Origin of the sequence: Rhodococcus sp. PSBB066 (genome assembly GCF_017068255.1) — a bacterium.
Lineage (GTDB): Bacteria > Actinomycetota > Actinomycetes > Mycobacteriales > Mycobacteriaceae > Rhodococcus > Rhodococcus aetherivorans.
This window is the reverse complement of the sequence record NZ_CP070859.1, coordinates 4,006,833-4,023,080: the sequence shown is the minus strand read 5'-3', so window position 1 is coordinate 4,023,080 and position 16,248 is coordinate 4,006,833. Positions and strand designations below refer to the sequence as shown.

Sequence of the window (16,248 nt, the reverse complement as noted above, 5' to 3'; positions counted from 1 at the left end):
GGGGCGGCCCTCGTGCCGCGCAACCCCCGGTGCCGTGCGCGCCACACCCGGGCGGAGGTGCAGCCCGTGCCCTTCATGGGCGTCCGGCCGCCGCCGGGGTCGGGGATCCCGCCGCCCGGTCAGCTCTCGGCCGGCGCCGTCTGCGTCGTGTCCGCCTCGTGGCGGGACTCGGCCGCTGCGGCGCGCGCCGCGGTGAGGTCGACCCGTAGCCGATCCCGCTCGCCGCGCAGGTCGACGATCTCGGCCCGAAGTTCGTCGCCCCGGTCGCGGGCCGCGGTCTCGGCGGCCTGGGCGGCCGCCGCCGCGATGCGGGCCTCTTCCAGGGCGCCGCGCAGCTTCTCGACGCGGGCGCGTTCCGCGGTGAGATCGGTGTCGAGCCGGGCGGTGGCCGCGGCGGCCGTGGCTGCCTCTTTCTCCGCGGCGGCGCGGGTGTGCACCAGATCGTCACGCAGGGTCGCGAGTTCCGATTCGAGCCGGGCGAGCTGCTGTTGCTGGGTGGTGACGGTCGACCGGTACTCGGCGAGCTCCGCGGCGTGCGCGGCCGCGGTGGCATCGATGCGTTCCTGCCAGGCGCGCAGGGTGTCCGCGTGCTCCTGGGCCGCTCGCGTCGACTCGTCGCGATGTGCGGTCTCCAGTTCCCGGATCCGGGTGTCGTGCGCCGCGCGGGCGTCCGCCAGCTCCCGGTCGACGGCCTCTACGGCGGCCTCCGCGTTGTCGCGGTCCTCGGTCGCCTGGGCGAGTTGCTCGCGCAGGCGGGCGATCCTGGCGTCCGCGTCCGCCTTCACCTTCGCCAGTTCCGTGGTGGCCCGGTTCATCTGCGCCTCGAGCGCGTCCGGGTCGGTGAGCTTGTCGACGGCGGCGGTGATCTGCGCGGCGACGGCGCTGTACTGCTCGAGCGTCGTCGCGCTCAGGGTGCGGAGTGCGGCGACGGCGGACGCCAGGTTGGTGGCTGCTTCGGCCGGACCCGGGGGAGTGGTCGGCTCGGCCAGCGAGGCCGCCTCCCTCTTCTGTCGTTCCCGTTCCCGGTAGGCCCTGACCCGGTCGGCGGCGGACGCGTACTTCCGCGGTCGTCCCGGCTTCGGGCGCTCGTCGGGTAGGGATTCGCCGGTGCTCGCTTCGCTCACGGAGTCCTCGTCTCGGGCAGTGGTTGCAGCCATATCTATCAGGTGGGGGAAGGGGCCGAAACACGGTTACGGAATCGGATTCATACGGAACCCAGTAATTTACCGAATACTCCATCCCAGTCGCTTCTCGAACGAAACCATCCGCCACACCCACGAGGAGAGGGGGCCTTCCGCCCGGGCCTTCGCGGGCCCGATATCGGACTCCGGAGTGTTCATCCGGGTTATCCGTACGTATCACAAAATGAAAATAATTATGAAATGAAATGAATTAAATATAGTAATGCCAGTTCAAGAGGTTAGTGAGGCGATGCGAAACTCGAAACGTTACGAGCAATCGGTCCAATCGTTGCTCGGGAGAGGCAGAGGTACGCACATATGCATGGGTTGGCTTGATCGTCATAACTCCCCCTTATGGTGAGTCAGGGGTGCGGGGGGTTCGAAAAGTGGGGAGGGTGCCACGACGGACTCGGCGGTGGCCCGTCGGCCCTTCCGGGCCCACCGCCGGGGCGGGGCGCACCGGGTGCCCGGCTACGGATCAGGCTGGTGCGGAACGATTTTCGAGGCCGGTCGGGCACGAAGGTGCGCCCGTTCGCCCTGCTTGCCGAACAGGCTGTGGAACTCGACCGGTGCGGCATCGGCGGCGCCGAACCAATGCGGCACGCGAGTGTCGAACTCGGCCGCCTCCCCGGGCACGAGAACCAGGTCGTCCTCACCCAGGACGAGTCGCAGCCGTCCGTTGAGGACGTAGAGCCACTCGTAGCCCTCAGGGGTCTGGCGATCCGGTTCCCCGCGGCCGCTGTCGGCGGGGATCACCAGCTTGTACGCCTGGATGCCGCCGGCGCGCCGGGTGAGCGGCACCATGGTCATGCCGTGACGAGTGATCGGACGCAGATGAATGCGCGGGTCGCCGGTCGGTGGGGCGCCCACCAGCTCGTCGAGCATCACCCCGTGCACGCGGGCCAGGGGCAGCAACAGTTCGCGCGTCGGTCGGCGGGTGCCGGACTCGAGTCGGGACAGGGTGCTCACTGAAATGCCCGTCGCTGCCGAGAGATCGGCCAACGTGGTCTCGCGTTTGCGCCGCAGCGCGCGAAGCCGGGGCCCGACCGTCTCGAGCGCTCGGTCGAGGTCGTCCATGCCCCACGCTTTGCCATATCGGCAAACAACGTTGCGGGTTCTTCCCGTCGGCTCGCATAGTCGTCGTGGAGGTGATCGAGATGAGCGATCTGCTCGGAAACAAATACGACGTGGTGGTGATCGGCGGCGGGGCTGCCGGGCTGAATGCGGGGCTGATGCTCGCCCGGGCGCGGCGGTCGGTGGTCGTCATCGATGCGGGCGCCCCACGCAACGCTCCGGCTGCGGGCGTGCACGGATTGTTGGCCCGGGACGGGATCCCGCCGGCCGAACTGCTCGGCCGCGGCCGAGACGAGGTCCGCGGCTACGGCGGTGACGTGGTGCACGCGGACGTGACCGCCGTGACCCGCCGCGAGAGCGGGTTCGAGGTGACCCTGTCCGACGGCCGGGTGACCCGCGCCCGCCGGCTGCTGGTGACCACCGGGCTGGTCGACGAGCTTCCCGACGTGCCCGGGCTGCGGGCGCGCTGGGGGCGAGATGTGCTGCACTGCCCGTACTGCCACGGCTGGGAGGTCCGCGACCGGGCCATCGGTGTGCTGGCGAGCGGACCCATGTCGGTGCACCAGGCCCTGCTGTTCCGGCAGTGGAGCGCCGACGTCACATTCTTCACCCACATCGCGCCGGCGCCTGCCGCCGAGCAGGCGGAGCAGCTGGTCGCCCGTGGCGTCTGGGTGGTCGACGGCGAGGTGACCGCCGTGGAGATCGTCGACGACCGCCTCACCGGGGTACGGCTGAGCAACGGCGGGACGATCGCCCGGGAGGCGCTGGTGGTCGCGCCGCGGATGGTGGCGCGCGCCGGTTTCCTCGCGGCGCTCGGCCTGCGGGCCGTGGAGCACCCGGCCGGGGTCGGAGAGCACATCCCCGCGGATGCAACCGGCCGCACCGACGTCCCCGGAGTGTGGGTGGCGGGGAACGTCACCGATCCGGCCGCCCAGGTCGGCGCGGCCGCAGCGGCGGGCGCGGCCGCCGCTGCCCAGATCAACGCCGACCTGGTCGCCGAGGAGACCCGCCGGGCGGTCGACGCCTACCGGGAACGGTTCCCGGCCCGGTCGCAAGCGCGCGTGCCCGAACCCGCGGAGGGTGACCCCCGCTGCGGCGTGTGAACCGCAACGGACCGGTCCCTCGCGCGGCGCGCCCGAGCCGGGCGCGCCGCGCTGATCGGCGTCGCCGAGGCGGGGTTTCCGGCCGAGGCGCGTATCGTCCGTTCCGCGAAGGCGGTCGACTCGGCATGAGGAGTGGTGTCACCGTGACGAATCAGTTGCCGGGCAACGCGTCCCTCGAGGCGTCGATCACCACGCCGGTACTTCCCGCCGGGGTGGAGGAGGCGATGCGCCGACTCCGAGCCAAGGCCGCGTCGGACAACACCCGAGCGGCCTTGACCAGCGACTGGAGCAAGTTCGCCCGGTGGTGCGACGCCGTGGGCCACGTGCCGCTACCGGCGCCACCCGAACTCGTGGGCTGGTACCTGACCGAGAAGGCGGGCGAGCTTCGACCCGACGGGCGCTGGGCCTACGCCCCGTCGACCCTCGCGCGGTGGGTCGCGACGATCAACAAGGTGCACGCCCTCGCGGGCCTGCCGAAACCGGGACACCACGAGGCGGTGCGCGACGTGGTGCGCGGCATCCGGCGGACCCGTGCGACGCCCCCGGCACGCCGCACCCCACTGCTCACCGACGACATCCGTGCGATCGTCGGAGCGATGCGCGCCGGCGCCACCGAGTGGCCGGACCGCGTAGCCGAGCGCCGCGACTCCGCCCTGCTGCTGCTCGGACTGGCCGGCGCGATGCGGCGGTCGGAGCTGTCCGCCCTCACCACCTCCGACGTCGTCGCCCATCGGTCCGACGGGCTGTACGTGACGATCCGCCGATCGAAGGCGGACCGCGACGCACGCGGACGTACCGTCACGCTTCCGTACGGCCGCGATCCGCGGACCTGTCCGGTGTGCGCCTACCGGCGCTGGCGCGAGGTGCTCGACGTGTGGGACGCGGACGGTGGGGCCGCAGTCCGGGAGCTGTTGACCGACGATCGTGCCGCCGGCGACGAGCACTGCTGCCGCGGTGTGGCGCCGGGGGAGGGGCGTGCCGAGCGGCCCCTGTTCCGCACGATCCACCGCACCGGTGCCGTCGGGAGCGGTGCCCTGAGCGGGCAGTCGGTGCACTCGATGATCCAGCGGCGGGCGCGGCAGGCCGGGTTCGCCGCCGAGGTGGTCGCCACGCTCGGCGGGCACAGCCTGCGCGCCGGGTTCGTCACCCAAGCCGTCCGCAACGGAGCCACGACTCAGACGATCATGACGCAGACGGGGCATTCCGACGAGCGGATGGTGGCGCTCTACAGCCGCCAGCACGCCGGACTCGTCGGCAATGCCGTCACCACGCTGGGCCTCTGACCGCGGTCAGGTGCGACCGACGGGTCGGCGCCAGGCGCTCTGGTCGGCGGTGAGCGCCGCCAGTAGATGTTCGGCGGCGTTCAGGTTGCGGAACGGTCCGGCCAGCAGGTCTGCATAGACCTGGGACGGTGCCGCGAAGCGCAGGCCGTCGCGCCGCTGCATCCGCTCGAACACCACCGACGACCACGGCGTGGCCACCACGACGTCGGCTCCGCGATCGACGGGGCGCAGACCGAGTGCCTGGGCGAACGCATCCGGGTCGTCGGCGTACACCTCGAGAAGATCGGCGGCCGCGTAGTCGGTGGCGCCGAGGCCGGTGATCGCATAGCTCAGGTCGAGCGGTTCGGAGAGATCGGCCCGTACGGTGCCGACGCCGTCCGGTGCGGCGAACCCCCTTGTGGTACAGGGTTTGCGGTCCGCTGCCCAGGCTCGCAGCATCTTCTCCCAGTGCACCATGGTGATCGGACCGCGCGGAATGCGGCGGATCAGCTCCCGCTCCCCGAGTACCTCGACGACACGGTAGGTGGCGCCGGTGGAGGCGCCCGACAGCCGGATCAGTTCCGGCACCGACATCTCGCCGGTGAAGTCGGCAAGTGCCCGGACGACTCGCTCGGACGGTTCACCGGTGAGCACGCCCGACGGACGGCCGGGCCCGCGCCACGGGTCGGCGTCGGCGCCCCGGTTGCGCACCCAGATCGCCGGCCGGGACGCGACGAGCGTGAGATTCCCGGTCGCGTCGGAGTACGAGATGCCGTGCTGGTCGAGCTGGCGCCGCACCGGATCGGAAAGGTAGTGCGCGCACACGAATCCCCGGTCGGACTCGGACAGTTCGGCGGCGATGCGCGCGACGTCCCCGCTGAGCACTCCGCGGGACGCGATGACGGCGTACGACACCGACTCGCCGTCGGGTGCGGTCACGAGGATGCGCTCGGGGGCGGCAGGGGAGCGGGGGCGGTCGGACGTGGCAGTCCAGCCCAGGGGCAGACACGCTTCCACCACGGCGATCGAGCGACGGTAGATGTCGATGGGGCGCTCCGGGCGGGGCCCCAGCGCGCTGTCGACCGGTTCTGTGGGCTGGGCGGATGCTGTCATGTCTTCACAATAGGTAATCGGTACGACACGGAAGCTCTTCAATTCACGAACACACCGCCATCCGGCCGACCCGGCCAGGGGAGGAGACCGCGACACGCACCCCACCACGACATCTTGATCCGGAGGGCAACCCGATTCGATCGGGGGAGACGGAACGGCGGAACGGACGCGTGAGGAGGGGGTCGGGCCGCCGGCTGGGGTGAGTCGAGGGGTCCTGCTCTCGACTGGCGCTTTGTAGTATCCATATTCTGAGTCTGACGGAAATAAAAAAAATACCGAAATCACCCTCACTTCACGACAAAACCGCACCCAAATACGCCAAGAACAAACGAGTCGGCAGCGGCCCAGCGGGCTACAGTCCGGGAATGCCTGCGCCACGTCCGAATCGCCCGTCTCGCCGGACTCTGCTGGTGTCGCTCGGGGCGGCGGTGACGGCCGCATACCTGGGCGTACTCGTCCTGTTCGGGGTGAGCACGCACGAGTCGCGGGAATGGCGGCCGGTTAACGTCGATGCCGACTCGGTGCTCGTGGTGGTGACGATGAAGTCGCTGCAGCCGACGGTCGACCGGGTGCATGCGGAGGTCACCATCTATCCCGGGGACTCGTTTCTCGATGCGAACGGGGCCACGCTCGCCGTGCCGCTGAGTGTGTTGCTCGTGCCGGCCGTCTCACAGTCGGAGTTGTTCTTCCCGGCCCATTCCGTGCCCGTCGGCTACCCGGTGGAACTGCTTGCGCGCGGCCAGGCGATCCGCTGGCCGTTCGACACCTTCGATGTCACGCCGGTCGTCGTGGAGGCCGATGTGGGGGAGGGGTCGGAGCGAGAACCGGTGCCGTCGGACGTGTTGATCGACGGCCGCATCGACGGGTGGGCGATCGACCAGGGGACCGTCGTCGCCGCTCCGGAGCTCGGCTTTCCCGATGGCGTCGACGGCACCGAGGTGGTGTTCACGCGCACCGGAGGCACTCTCGTGTACGCGGCGATCCTGCTGCTGATGATGGTTGTCCTCGCGGTCCTGGCCGCGTTCGTCGCGGTACAGACGTTCCGGCGGCGCCGCGCGGTGGAGACCGACATGCTGGCGTGGATGGCGGCGATGCTGTTCGCGGTGGTGCCGCTGCGGGGCATCCTGCCGGGCTCACCGCCGATCGGGTCGTGGGTCGACGTGGCGGTGACCATGTGGGTGGTCACCGCCCTCGTCGCGGCTCTGACGCTGTACGTGTTCTGCTGGTGGCGCGACAGCCACCCCTCGCTCACCCGACGGTGACGACGATCCGCCCGTCGTGCACGCGCGCCGGGTAGGTGCGGACCGGGTCGATGCCGGGCGCGGTGCATCGGCCGGTGTCGAACACGAACGCGTACTGGTGCAGGGGGCATACGACGAGGTCGTCGTCGATCTGTCCGTCGGCGAGCGGTCCGCCCCGGTGCGGGCACACCGCGTCCAGGGCTCGGACGGCGCCGTCGCCGAGCAGGAACACGGCGATCTGCCGTCCGCCCACCGTGTACGTGCGGCCTTCGCCCGGGGTCAGGTCGGTCAACGCGCCGACCGCGTACTCCATTGCGGTGGTCCGGCTTTCGGTCGTGGTCATCGGACCGGCACCTGCGGCAGCGGGAGCAACGGCAGCGCGGGGCTGAACTGCGCCGGCGACTTCGGGGTGGTCCGTTCGAGCCAGGGGTCCCGGTATCCCGCCACGGCCGTGGCGACGCGTTCGTCGAGTCCGGTCACGATGTCCTCCTCGTCTCGGACCAGCAGTGCCTGGAGCCGGTCGATGCCGATGCGGGGCACGAAGTCGTAGGTCCGTTCGAGCCACTTGGCGTTCTCGCGGTAGTGCTGGATGAACCGGCCGGCGAGGGCGAGGACTTCTTCGCCGGAGCCGACGGTGGCGAGCAGGTCGCCCTTGCGGACGTGGGCGCCGGCGGCGCCGCCGACGTAGATCTCCCAGCGGCCGTCGCCGACCGCGACGACGCCGAAGTCCTTGCACAGCGCCTCCGAGCAGTTGCGGGGGCATCCGGCCACGGCGAGTTTCAGCTTGGCGGGTGTCTCGAGCCCCTGGAAGCGCTCCTCGAGCGCGATGCCGAGGGCGGTCGAGTCGCCGAGACCGAACCGGCAGAAGTCGCTGCCGACACAGGTCTTGACGGTGCGGAAGCTCTTGCCGTAGGCGTATCCGGAGGGCATGTCCAGGTCGGCCCACACCTTGGGCAGGTCCTCCTTGCGGATGCCGAGCAGGTCGATGCGTTGGCCGCCGGTGACCTTGACCATGGGCACGCCGTACTTGTCGGCGACGTCGGCGATGCGGCGCAGCTGGTCCGGGGTGGTGACCCCGCCCTTCATCTGCGGCACCACGGAAAAGGTGCCGTCGCGCTGGATGTTGGCATGGACACGGTCGTTGATGAACAGCGCACCCCGTTCGTCGACCCAGTCGGGGCCCCACACGGTACGCAGCAGCGACGCGAGCGGCATCTTGGCAGTGGCATCCTCGCGACCGCCGGTGGCGAGTTCGGCGAAGACCTGGGAGACCGCGCGCAGGTCGCGGCGGCGGATCTCGGCGATCAGGTCCGGTTTGGCGAGCGGGATGCACGGCACGTACCAGTTCGCGGCGGGGTCCTCGGCGAGGGCCCCGCCGGCGGCGCAGGCGACGATGTCGGCGACCAGGCCCTTGCACGAGCCGCAGCCCTTCCCGGCGCGGGTGCGGGCGCACACCTGCACGAGGGTGTCGGCGCCGTCGTGGACGCACGCGACGATGTCGCCCTTGCTGACGCCGTTGCAGTTGCACACCTGGGTCTCGTCCGGCAGATCGGCGGCGACGTCGGCGCCCTGCGGGTCGCCGAGGTCGAACAGCAGCACCGCGCGGTCCGCCGGGATCTCGAGCTTGCCGTCGAAGGCCTGGGCGAGGGTGGCGGCCTTGCTCACGTCGCCGAGCAGCATCGCGCCGACGAGCCGGCCGTCGCGCACGACGATGCTCTTGTAGATGCCGCTGCGCGGATCGTAGAACTGGACGAACTCGTCGTCCTCGTGCTCGGGTTCCTTGACCCCCATCGAGGCGACGTCGATGCCGGCGACCTTGAGCTTGGTGCTGGTGCGGGATCCCTGGTAGGCGGCGTGCGCATTCGCACCGGTGAGGTGCTCGGCGAGGACGACCGCCTGCTCCCATACCGGGGCGACGAGGCCGTACACCTCGCCGCGGTGCTGGGCGCACTCGCCGACGGCGTAGATGCTCGACTCCTCTTCGCAGCGCATCTGGTCGTCGACGACGATGCCGCGTTCGACGACGATGCCGCCGGCACGGGCGAATTCGGTGTTGGGGCGGATGCCGGCGGTGACCACGACCATGTCGGTGTCGACGACGGTGCCGTCGGCGAACTGCACGCCGGTGACCCGGCTGTGGTCGTCGCGCAGGACGGCGGTGGTGCGGGTACCGGTGTGGACGGTGATGCCGAGTTTCTCGATCTCGGTGCGCAGCACCCGGCCGCCGCGTTCGTCGAGTTGCTGGTTCATCAGGTGGGTGGGCGAGTGCACCACGGTGACGGTCAGGCCCTGGGTGCGCAGCCCGTAGGCGGCTTCGAGGCCGAGCAGGCCGCCGCCGACGACGACGGCGCGGACGTCGTCGTGGGCGTCGGCCATCTGCAGCATGCCGTTGGTGTCGGCGAGGGTGCGGAAGCCGAAGACGCCGCGGCCGAGCCGGCCGTCGGGTTCGCGCAGGCCGTCCATGTTGGGGAAGAAGGTGTTCGACCCGGTCGCGACGACGAGCAGGTCGTAGGGGACCTGCCGGCCGGATTCGCACGTGACGACCTTGCCGAACCGGTCGAGGTGGGTCGCGCGGTCGCCGGCGTGGAGTGTGACTCCGTTCTCCCGGTACCAGCTCATGGGGTTGAGGACGAGTTCGGCGTCGTCGACGTCGGCCTGGCCGGCCAGCACGTGGGAGAGCATGATCCGGTTGTAGTTGCCGTACGGCTCGTCGCCGATCATTGTGATCTCGAACTGGTCCCGGCCGCCGCGCGCGAGGATCTCCTCGACGGTGCGGGCGCCGGCCATGCCGTTGCCGACGACGAGCAGCCGTCGGCGCGGGCCGTAGGGGTGCGACGCGGTTGGGGTCATGCGTCCAGGGTTGCCGGGGGCGGTGACGGATCGGCGGCACCGGGGTTACGCGGCGGTCAGGAAGTGCTCACCGCCGCCGGGGTGGGGGTGTCAGCCGGGGGCGGTGTCGCGGCGTGGCATCGCCAGCGGGGCGACGACGGCGAGCACGAGGGCGGGCACGACGAAGCTCGCGACCGGCGCCGCGGCATAGAGCGGCGTCAGCGCCAGCGGGGCGACGGCGCCGCCGGAGAACCGGAAGGCCTGCACCACGGAGACGGCGCCGCCGCGGTTGCGGCCCCGGGCGCCGAGGACCGCGGCGTTGACACCGACGAGCACGCACTGCGAGGCGATGCCGGCGACGAACCAGGCGGCCGCGACCAGCCACAGCAGTCCGGCGGTGCCGGCGACGACGACGAGGGCGGCGCCGGCGAGTGCGCCGAGCAGGACGGTGCGGCGGGCGCCGATGCGGTCGATGAGGGTGCCGACGCGGCGGGCGGTGAGGATGCCGGCGACCCCGAATCCGGTCAGGAGCAGGCCCCGCTGGGTGGGGGTCAGGCCGAAGACGTCCTCGGCGCGGAAGGCGAGCAGGAAGTTCAGGCCGCCGAGGGCGCCCCAGCCGAGCAGTGCGACGACACCGATGCGCAACACGTCGGGGCGCAGCGCGTCGCGCAGCCGCGGCGGCGGCTCTCCGGTGGGGGCGGTCAGCTGTTCGGGCAGCCCGATCACGGCGAGGACGGCGGCGGCGGCGGCGATCACGACGAACGCCCACCGCCAGTCGACCTCGGCGGCCAGGCCCCCGACGAGCGGGGCCGAGGTCTGCCCGGCGGCCTGCATCGCCCCGAACAGGCCCAGGGCGCGGCCCAGCCGCGCCCGCGGCACGATCGCGGCGAGCGCGGCGAGCAGCAGCGGGGTGGTGAAGGCGTTGGCCACGCCCTGCAACGCGCGGGACGCGAGCAGCAGCCCGAGGGTGGGGGCGAGCGCGGACGCCAGCGACGCGCAGGTGTACGCGATGTACGCCGTGCGGACGGTGCGGACCCGTCCCCACCGTGCCCCGAGGGTGCCGGAGACGAGCATGGTCAGCGCGAACGGCCCGAGGTACGCGGTGAGCGTGCTCGCGGCCGCGCCGGCGCTCACGCCGGTGGCCGCGCCGATCTCCGGCAGCACGGACGCCACGACTCCACCGCCGAAGGGTCCGAGGAATCCTCCGGCGTAGAGGGCGGCACGCTGCAGCGAGGCGCGTGCCGCGCTCACTGGGTGAAGCCGCCGGGGCCCCGTCGCCGCAGGTAGCGTTCGAATTCGGCGGCGAGGGCGTCGCCGTCGATCTTGGCGATGACGTCGGAGATGTCGGATTCGGCGTCGCCGCGTTCCTCGAGGGCCCGCACGTATTCGGCGATCTCCTCGTCGTCCTCCGTCATCGCGGTGACGGTCTGTTCCCACTCCTCGGCGAGGATCGGCAGTTCGCCGAGAGGCACCTCGAGGTCGAGGACGTCCTCGACACGGCGCAGCAGCGCGACGGTGGCCTTGGGGTTGGGGGGTTGCGACACGTAGTGGGGGACGGCGGCCCAGAACGACACGGCGGGCACGCCGGCGCGGACACACGCGTCCTGCAGGACCCCGGCGATGCCGGTGGGGCCCTCGTACCGGGAGCCTTCCAGGTTGAAGCGTTTGGCGGCGTCGGTGCTGTAGGCGGTGCCGGTGACGGGGACGGGCCGGGTGTGCGGGGTGTCGGCGAGCAGGGCGCCGAGGATGACGACGGTGTGCACGCCGATCTCGTCGGCGAGCTCGATGATGGCGTCGCAGAAGCTGCGCCAGCGCATGTTGGGTTCGATGCCGCGCAGCAGCACCACGTCGCGGTCGCTGCCGGGGGGTGAGCACACCGACAGGCGGGTGGCGGGCCATTCGATCTCGCGGGTGACGCCGTCGACGAGACGCACCATGGGGCGGTTGACCTGGTAGTCGTAGTAGTCCTCGGAGTCCAGTTCGGCGAACGGTTCGGCGTCCCAGATGAGCTCGAGGTGTTCGACGGCGCCGCTGGCCGCGTCCCCGGCGTCGTTCCACCCTTCGAACGCGGCGACCAGCACCGGGTCACGCAGGGTCGGCACGTCCGGTTCCGGGGTCTCGGCGAACTCGCTTGCACTCACCTGTCCAGCCTACGGCGAGAGCCGGACGGGCCGCCCACTAGTCTGGAACGCATGTCCACCCCATTGCACTCTGCCTTGCTCGATGCGCTTTCGCAGCGCGTTGTCGTGGGAGACGGGGCGATGGGCACGATGTTGCAGGCCGCGGATCTGAGTCTGGACGACTTCCGCGGCCTCGAGGGGTGCAACGAGATTCTCAACGACTCCCGGCCCGACGTCATCCGGGGGATCCACCGGGCGTACTTCGAGGCCGGGGCGGATGCCGTCTCCACCAACACCTTCGGCTGCAACCTGCCCAATCTCGCCGACTACGACATCGCCGATCGCATCCGTGACCTGTCCGAACGCGGCGCCCGCCTGGCCCGGGAGGTGGCCGACGAGATGGGTCCCGGCCCGGACGGCATGGGCCGGTTCGTGCTCGGCTCGATGGGTCCGGGCACGAAGCTGCCCACCCTCGGTCACGCCCCGTTCGCCACGCTGCGCGACGCCTACACCGAGTCGGCGCTGGGCATGCTCGACGGCGGCGCCGACGCCATCCTCGTCGAAACCTGTCAGGACCTGCTGCAGGCGAAGGCCGCGATCGTCGGCAGCCGCCGCGCGATGGAGCGGGCGGGCCGGCGCATCCCGATCGTCACCCACGTGACGATGGAGACGACCGGCACGATGCTGCTCGGCAGCGAGATCGGGGCGGCCCTGACGGCGCTCGAACCCCTGGGCATCGATCTGATCGGGCTGAACTGTGCGACCGGCCCGGAGGAGATGAGCGAGCACCTGCGGCATCTGTCCAAGCACGCCCGGTTGCCGGTGTCGGTGATGCCGAACGCGGGCCTGCCGGTGCTGGGAGCGAACGGCGCCGAGTACCCGTTGACGCCGGAAGAGCTGGCGGAGGCGCTGAGCGGATTCGTCGCCGAGTTCGGTCTGGCGCTGGTCGGCGGCTGCTGCGGCACCACCCCCGAGCACATCCGGCAGGTCGCCGAGGCGGTGCACGCGACCGAGCGCGCCGAGCGCGGCCCCCGGCCGGAGCCGGGCGTGTCGTCGCTGTACTCGGCGGTGCCGTTCGAGCAGGACTCGTCGATCCTGATGATCGGGGAGCGCACCAATTCGAACGGGTCGAAGGCGTTCCGGGAGGCGATGCTCGCCGGGGACCACCAGAAGTGCCTGGACATCGCGAAGGACCAGATCCGCGACGGCGCGCACCTGCTGGATCTGAACGTGGACTACGTGGGCCGCGACGGCGCCGTCGACATGGCGGACCTGGCGGGCCGGCTGGCGACGGCGTCGACGTTGCCGATCATGATCGACTCGACGGAGCCGGACGTGATCCGGGCCGGCCTCGAGCATCTCGGGGGCCGGTGCGCGGTGAACTCGGTGAACTACGAGGACGGCGACGGCCCCGGTTCGCGGTTCGAGCGGATCATGGAGCACGTCGTCGAGCACGGCGCCGCGGTGGTGGCGTTGACCATCGACGAGGAGGGCCAGGCCCGCACCGCCGAGCACAAGGTGCGCATCGCCGAGCGGCTGATCGCGGATCTGACCGGCAGGTGGGGGCTCGGCGAGGAGGACATCATCGTCGACGCCCTGACGTTCCCGATCTCCACCGGTCAGGAGGAGGTCCGCCGGGACGCCATCGAGACGATCGAGGCGATCCGCGAGATCAAGCGGCGGCATCCGCGGGTGCACTTCACCCTGGGCATCTCGAATGTGTCGTTCGGCCTGAACCCCGCGGCGCGGCAGGTGCTGAACTCGGTGTTCCTGCACGAGTGTGTGCAGGCGGGGCTGGACACGGCGATCGTGCACGCGTCGAAGATCCTGCCGATGGCGCGGATCCCGGACGAGCAGCGCGAGACGGCGCTGGATCTGGTGTACGACCGGCGGCGCGAGGGCTACGACCCGCTGCAGAAGCTGATGGCGCTGTTCGAGGGGGTGTCGGCGGCGTCGTCGCGGGAGTCCCGCGCGCAGGAGCTGGCCGCGCTGCCGCTGTTCGAGCGGCTCGAGCGGCGGATCGTCGACGGCGAGCGCAACGGGCTCGAGGCGGATCTGGACGAGGCGATGCAGACGACCCCGCCGTTGGCGATCATCAACGACACGCTGCTGTCGGGGATGAAGACGGTCGGGGAGCTGTTCGGCTCGGGGCAGATGCAGCTGCCGTTCGTGTTGCAGTCCGCCGAGGTGATGAAGGCGGCGGTCGCGCATCTCGAGCCGCACATGGAGTCCACCGGCGACGAGGGCAAGGGCCGGATCGTGCTGGCCACCGTCAAGGGCGACGTGCACGACATCGGCAAGAACCTCGTCGACATCATCTTGAGCAACAACGGCTACGAGGTGGTCAACCTCGGCATCAAGCAGCCGATCGCGACGATCCTGGACGCGGCGGTGGACAAGAACGCCGACGTGATCGGCATGTCCGGGCTGTTGGTGAAGTCGACCGTGGTGATGAAGGAGAACCTCGAGGAGCTCAACCATCGCGGGGTGGCGGAGCGGTTCCCGGTGCTGCTCGGGGGTGCCGCGCTGACCCGCTCCTACGTGGAGAACGACCTGGCCGAGATCTACGAGGGTCAGGTGTCCTACGCGCGTGATGCGTTCGAGGGCCTGCATCTGATGGACCGGGTCATGGCCGTCAAGCGCGGCGAGGGCCCGGCGGCGGACAGCCCGGAGGCGATCGCGGCGCGGGAGAAGGCCGCCGAGCGCAAGGCCCGGCACGAGCGGTCGCGGCGGATCGCGGAGAAGCGTAAGGCCGCCGAGACGCCGGTCGAGGTCCCGGAGCGCTCCGATGTGGCCGCCGACCTCGAGGTGCCCACCCCGCCGTTCTGGGGCACCCGGGTGGTCAAGGGGGTGGCGCTGGCCGACTACGCCGGCCTGATCGACGAGCGGGCGCTGTTCCTGGGGCAGTGGGGGCTGCGCGGGCAGCGCACCGGGGACGGTCCCACCTACGAGGAGCTGGTGGAGACCGAGGGCCGGCCGCGGCTGCGGTACTGGCTGGACCGGCTGTCCACCGAGGGGATCCTGGCGCACGCTGCGGTGGTGTACGGGTACTTCCCGGCGGTGTCGGAGGGCGACGACGTGGTGGTGCTGGCGGAGCCGCATCCGGATGCCGCCGAGCGCTACCGGTTCACGTATCCGCGGCAGCAGCGCGGCCGGTTCCTGTGCATCGCCGACTTCGTGCGGTCGCGGGCGGATGCGCGGGCCGAGGGGCAGGTGGACGTGCTGCCGTTCCAGCTGGTGACGATGGGGCAGCCGATCGCGGACTTCGCGAACGAGTTGTTCGCGTCGAACTCCTACCGGGACTATCTGGAGGTGCACGGCATCGGTGTGCAGCTGACCGAGGCGCTGGCCGAGTACTGGCACCGGCGGGTCCGGGAGGAGCTGGTGCTCGCCGGCGGCCACACCCTGGCCGAGGAGGATCCGGCGGACGTGGCCGAGTTCTTCAAGCTCGGCTACCGCGGGGCGCGGTTCGCGTTCGGGTACGGGGCGTGCCCGAATCTCGAGGACCGCGTCAAGCTGGTCGAGCTGCTCGAACCGGGCCGGATCGGGGTGGAGCTGTCGGAGGAGCTGCAGCTGCATCCGGAGCAGTCCACCGACGCGTTCGTCCTGCATCACCCGGAGGCGAAGTACTTCAATGTCTAGTGCGGTGACCACGTCGACGCTGCGGGCCGTCCTGTGGGACATGGACGGCACCCTGCTCGAATCGGAAACGCTGTGGGACACCGGGATCCGGGAGCTGTCGCTGCGCCTGGGCGGGCCGATGACGGACGAGACACGGCGGGCGACGATCGGGGCGTCGAGCGCGTTCGCGTTGCGGACGGTGTTCGCGGCGCTGGATCTCGAGCCGGATCCCGACGCCCTGGCCGCGGCGAAGGCGTGGCTGTACGGGCGCATGGGGGAGCTGTTCGCGCAGGGGCTGCCGTGGCGGCCCGGGGCGCGTCGGACGCTGGGGGCCGTGCGCGCCGCCGGGCTCGGGTCGGCGCTGGTCACCAACACCGACCGGACGTTGTGCGAGTTCGCCCTGGACACGCTCGGGCGCGAGCACTTCGACCATTCGGTGTGCGGCGACGAGGTGCCGGCCGGCAAGCCGGATCCGGCTCCGTACCTGCGGGCGGCGCAGCTGCTGGGGCTCGAGCCGGCGCAGTGCCTGGCGGTGGAGGACTCGCCCACCGGGGCGGCGGCGGCGGAGGCCGCGGGCTGCACGGTGCTGGTGGTGCCGTCGCTGACGGAGGTGCCGACCTCGCCGCGGCGGGTGTTCCGCGAGACCCTGGACGGGCTGACCGTCGCGGACCTGCACGCGCTGCACCTGCCGGGGGTGTGCTGAG

At 71.2% G+C, this 16,248-nt stretch carries 12 protein-coding genes; 5 read left to right on the top strand and 7 right to left on the bottom strand.

Annotated features, from left to right (window positions below):
• Positions 1–119: 119 nt before the first annotated feature.
• Complete coding sequence (locus tag JYA75_RS18170) at positions 120–1,124, bottom strand: hypothetical protein (RefSeq protein WP_006939375.1); 1,005 nt, start codon at positions 1,122–1,124, stop codon at positions 120–122.
• Positions 1,125–1,652: 528 nt separating this feature from the next.
• Complete coding sequence (locus tag JYA75_RS18165) at positions 1,653–2,258, bottom strand: XRE family transcriptional regulator (protein ID WP_006939377.1); 606 nt, start codon at positions 2,256–2,258, stop codon at positions 1,653–1,655.
• An 80-nt stretch (positions 2,259–2,338) separates the two neighbouring features.
• On the opposite strand from JYA75_RS18165, the gene JYA75_RS18160 reads away from it, so the two are divergent.
• On the top strand, positions 2,339–3,358 hold the full coding sequence (locus JYA75_RS18160; RefSeq protein WP_185113654.1) for an NAD(P)/FAD-dependent oxidoreductase: 1,020 nt from the start codon (positions 2,339–2,341) through the stop codon (positions 3,356–3,358).
• A gap of 224 nt (positions 3,359–3,582) precedes the next feature.
• Positions 3,583–4,641, top strand: coding sequence for a tyrosine-type recombinase/integrase (locus tag JYA75_RS18155; protein WP_202917443.1), 1,059 nt, complete (start codon positions 3,583–3,585; stop codon positions 4,639–4,641).
• Between the two features lie 6 nt (positions 4,642–4,647).
• Here the strand turns inward: JYA75_RS18155 and JYA75_RS18150 are convergent, their stop codons facing one another.
• Entirely contained in the window at positions 4,648–5,733 is a 1,086-nt protein-coding gene (locus tag JYA75_RS18150; RefSeq protein ID WP_029543732.1) for a hypothetical protein, read from the bottom strand.
• A 365-nt stretch (positions 5,734–6,098) separates the two neighbouring features.
• On the opposite strand from JYA75_RS18150, the gene JYA75_RS18145 reads away from it, so the two are divergent.
• Positions 6,099–6,995 carry a DUF4436 family protein gene (locus JYA75_RS18145; protein ID WP_231385904.1) on the top strand — a complete coding sequence of 299 codons (897 nt, stop codon included), beginning with the start codon at positions 6,099–6,101 and terminating at the stop codon, positions 6,993–6,995.
• Here JYA75_RS18145 and JYA75_RS18140 read toward each other — a convergent pair.
• The 4 genes from JYA75_RS18140 to JYA75_RS18125 form a co-directional block, all read right to left on the bottom strand.
• Positions 6,982–7,317, bottom strand: a complete 336-nt coding sequence (locus JYA75_RS18140; RefSeq protein ID WP_006931155.1) for a Rieske (2Fe-2S) protein — start codon at positions 7,315–7,317, stop codon at positions 6,982–6,984. The two genes, JYA75_RS18145 and JYA75_RS18140, sit on opposite strands and share 14 nt — an antisense overlap.
• On the bottom strand, positions 7,314–9,824 hold the full coding sequence (gene nirB / locus JYA75_RS18135; protein ID WP_050035254.1) for a nitrite reductase large subunit NirB: 2,511 nt from the start codon (positions 9,822–9,824) through the stop codon (positions 7,314–7,316). Before nirB ends, JYA75_RS18140 begins: the two co-directional genes overlap by 4 nt.
• A gap of 90 nt (positions 9,825–9,914) precedes the next feature.
• Positions 9,915–11,054, bottom strand: coding sequence for an MFS transporter (locus tag JYA75_RS18130; RefSeq protein ID WP_050035255.1), 1,140 nt, complete (start codon positions 11,052–11,054; stop codon positions 9,915–9,917).
• Positions 11,051–11,944: a PAC2 family protein gene (locus JYA75_RS18125; protein ID WP_006931159.1), complete on the bottom strand. Its 894-nt coding sequence runs from the start codon at positions 11,942–11,944 to the stop codon at positions 11,051–11,053. The genes JYA75_RS18130 and JYA75_RS18125 overlap by 4 nt, the downstream gene beginning before the upstream one ends.
• A 51-nt stretch (positions 11,945–11,995) precedes the next feature.
• Here JYA75_RS18125 and metH point away from each other — a divergent pair, with 51 nt between their 5' ends.
• Positions 11,996–15,565 carry a methionine synthase gene (gene metH, locus JYA75_RS18120; protein WP_029543737.1) on the top strand — a complete coding sequence of 1,190 codons (3,570 nt, stop codon included), beginning with the start codon at positions 11,996–11,998 and terminating at the stop codon, positions 15,563–15,565.
• Entirely contained in the window at positions 15,558–16,247 is a 690-nt protein-coding gene (locus tag JYA75_RS18115; protein WP_029543739.1) for an HAD family phosphatase, read from the top strand. Before metH ends, JYA75_RS18115 begins: the two co-directional genes overlap by 8 nt.
• Position 16,248 lies beyond the last annotated feature (1 nt).